The 2,333-nt window shown below is 72.8% G+C and carries 3 protein-coding genes; 2 read left to right on the forward strand and 1 reads right to left on the reverse strand.

The window, feature by feature from the left end; all coding sequences use genetic code 11:
• The first annotated feature begins 237 nt into the window (after nucleotides 1-237).
• Nucleotides 238-564, forward strand: a complete 327-nt coding sequence (fdxA, locus tag H5J29_RS29545) for a ferredoxin (RefSeq protein ID WP_181784253.1) — start codon at nucleotides 238-240, stop codon at nucleotides 562-564.
• A complete protein-coding gene (gene dapC, locus H5J29_RS29550; protein WP_181784254.1) occupies nucleotides 561-1,643 on the forward strand; it encodes a succinyldiaminopimelate transaminase in 1,083 nt (360 codons plus the stop codon). The genes fdxA and dapC overlap by 4 nt, the downstream gene beginning before the upstream one ends.
• Here dapC and H5J29_RS29555 read toward each other — a convergent pair.
• The coding region (locus H5J29_RS29555; protein WP_181784255.1) for a CHAD domain-containing protein at nucleotides 1,640-2,333 on the reverse strand (694 nt) is incomplete at its 5' end. The two genes, dapC and H5J29_RS29555, sit on opposite strands and share 4 nt — an antisense overlap.

Below are 2,333 nucleotides of genomic sequence, written 5' to 3' on the forward strand. Positions count from 1 at the left end.
CGACGACGCCGGGGCCGCCGTCGGTCAGGACCCCGACGGCGTCGGTGAACAGCGGTCGGCCCTCGCGGTCGCCGATCCGGAACCGCAGGGCCACCCGCTCGCCCATCGCCGCTCGCACTGCGTCCTCGTGGCCCACTGGTGAGGCTCCCCTTCCCATGCTGAGGTCGTCGCCCGCGGGTTAACCTGCCACGGAGAACGCCAGCGCAAGAAACAGCGCCTGCTTGTGGAGGACCTTCCGTGACGTACGTGATCGCCGAGCCCTGTGTGGACCTCAAGGACAAGGCGTGTATCGAGGAATGTCCGGTCGACTGCATCTACGAGGGTGGCCGGATGCTCTACATCCACCCGGACGAGTGCGTGGACTGCGGCGCCTGTGAGCCGGTCTGCCCCGTCGAGGCCATCTACTACGAGGACGACGTCCCGGACCAGTGGGGCTCGTACACGAAGGCCAACGCGGACTTCTTCGAGGAGCTGGGCTCACCCGGCGGCGCGTCGAAGGTCGGGCTGACCGAGGCGGACCCGGAGCCCATCAAGAGCATGGCGCCGGTCGAGCACGACGAGTGAGAGCTCTCCCCGACTTCCCCTGGGACTCCCTGGCCGGGGCTCGCGCCACGGCCGAGGCTCATCCCCGGGGTCTCGTCGACCTGTCGGTCGGGACGCCGGTCGACCCGGTTCCCGCCGTCGTCCGCGAGGCCCTGGCCGGACCCGCGGCGGACGTTCCGGGCTACCCGACGACGTACGGGCCCGCCTCCCTGCGTGAGGCGATCGCCGGATCGTTGGACCGCCGTTTCGGCGCGCCCGTCGACCCGGCCGCCGTGCTGCCCACGATCGGCTCCAAGGAACTGGTCGCGTGGTTGCCGACGCTGCTGGGGCTGGGGCCCGGTGACGTGGTCGGCGTCCCCGAGCTGGCCTACCCGACCTACGAGGTCGGTGCGCTGATCGCGGGCGCCACGCCGGTGCGGATGGCCGACGGGGATCCGCCGCCCGCCGGTGCTCGGCTGGTCTGGCTGAACTCACCGTCGAACCCGACGGGCCGGGTGCTGGATGCAGAGGCGCTGCGGGAGTCCGTTCTCGCCTGTCGCGCGGCCGGCGCGGTGGTCGCCTCGGACGAGTGCTACCTCTCGCTGTCCTTCGGTGAGCCCGCGGTGTCGGTGCTCGCGCCCGCCGTCTCGGGAGGCGCGCACTCCGGCCTGCTGGCGGTGCACTCGTTCTCGAAGTCCTCGAACCTCGCGGGCTACCGGGCCGCGTTCGTGGCCGGTGATCTCGCGCTGGTCGAGGCGCTGCTCGAGATCCGCAAGCACGCCGGGATGATCGTGCCGTTCCCGGTGCAGGCGGCCATGGCCGCGGCCGCGGCGGACGACGCGCACGTCGCCGAGCAGGTCGCGCTCTACGACAAGCGCAGGCTGCGGCTGCGTGTGGCGCTGGAGGGCGCGGGGTACCGCGTCGACCACTCCGAGGCGGGGCTCTACCTGTGGACGACGGCGGGTCGGCCCTGCCGCGACACGGTCGACTCGCTGGCCGCGCTGGGCATCCTGGTCGCGCCCGGCGAGTTCTACGGTCCCGCGGGGGCCTCGCACGTCCGCATCGCCGTCACGGCCACGGACGAGCGGATCGACGAGGCCGTGCGGCGGCTGGCCGGCTAGATCTCGCCCGCGCGGGCGGAGACGTGCTCCCACGCCGTCCACCACTCCGCGCGCTTCTCCGTGGCCCGGGCCCGCTCGCGTTCGACGAGCCGCCCGGCCACGAAGACCACGTGGGCGTCGGGGAACTCGCCCAGGCCGTCGAGCAGGCCGCGGATGCGCTCTTCGGCCACGCACGCGTCCTGGTGGTCGCCGAGCACCTCCTGCAGCCCGGCGGTGGCCTTGAGCAGCCGCTTCACCGGCGCACCGAGCATCGGCTCGACCAGCTCCCCGACGTAGCGCACCCGCTTCCCCTGGATGCGCAGGTCGTGCAGCGTCTGGTCCGGCGGGTCGTCGCCCGCGCGCCGGACGGCCTTGGTCAGCTTCTTGACCTCGAGCCGGACCAGGTCGACGAGCTCCGGCTGGGCCTGGGTGGCCGAGGGCGTGGGCAGGGGCAGCCGGATCGAGTCGGCGAGCCGCTCCAGGAGTGCCTGGTAGCGGGTCGAGCCGAGGACCGCGAGCATCTCGGCGCGGGCCGCCGCGTGCTCCTCCTCGAGCGAGGCGACGAGCGCCTCCCCGGCGGCCTGCTCACGGTCGGGCAGCGTGGCGATCTCCCCGCGGAGTCGCATCAGCAGGACGTCGAGGTCACGGACGGGTCCCAACCTGTCACGCCACGCGATTGTCAAGAGCATGAACGTGCAAGTTCCCGGCGTC

The organism is Pseudonocardia pini, assembly GCF_013870575.1.
Classification (GTDB): Bacteria; Actinomycetota; Actinomycetes; order Mycobacteriales; family Pseudonocardiaceae; genus Pseudonocardia; species Pseudonocardia pini.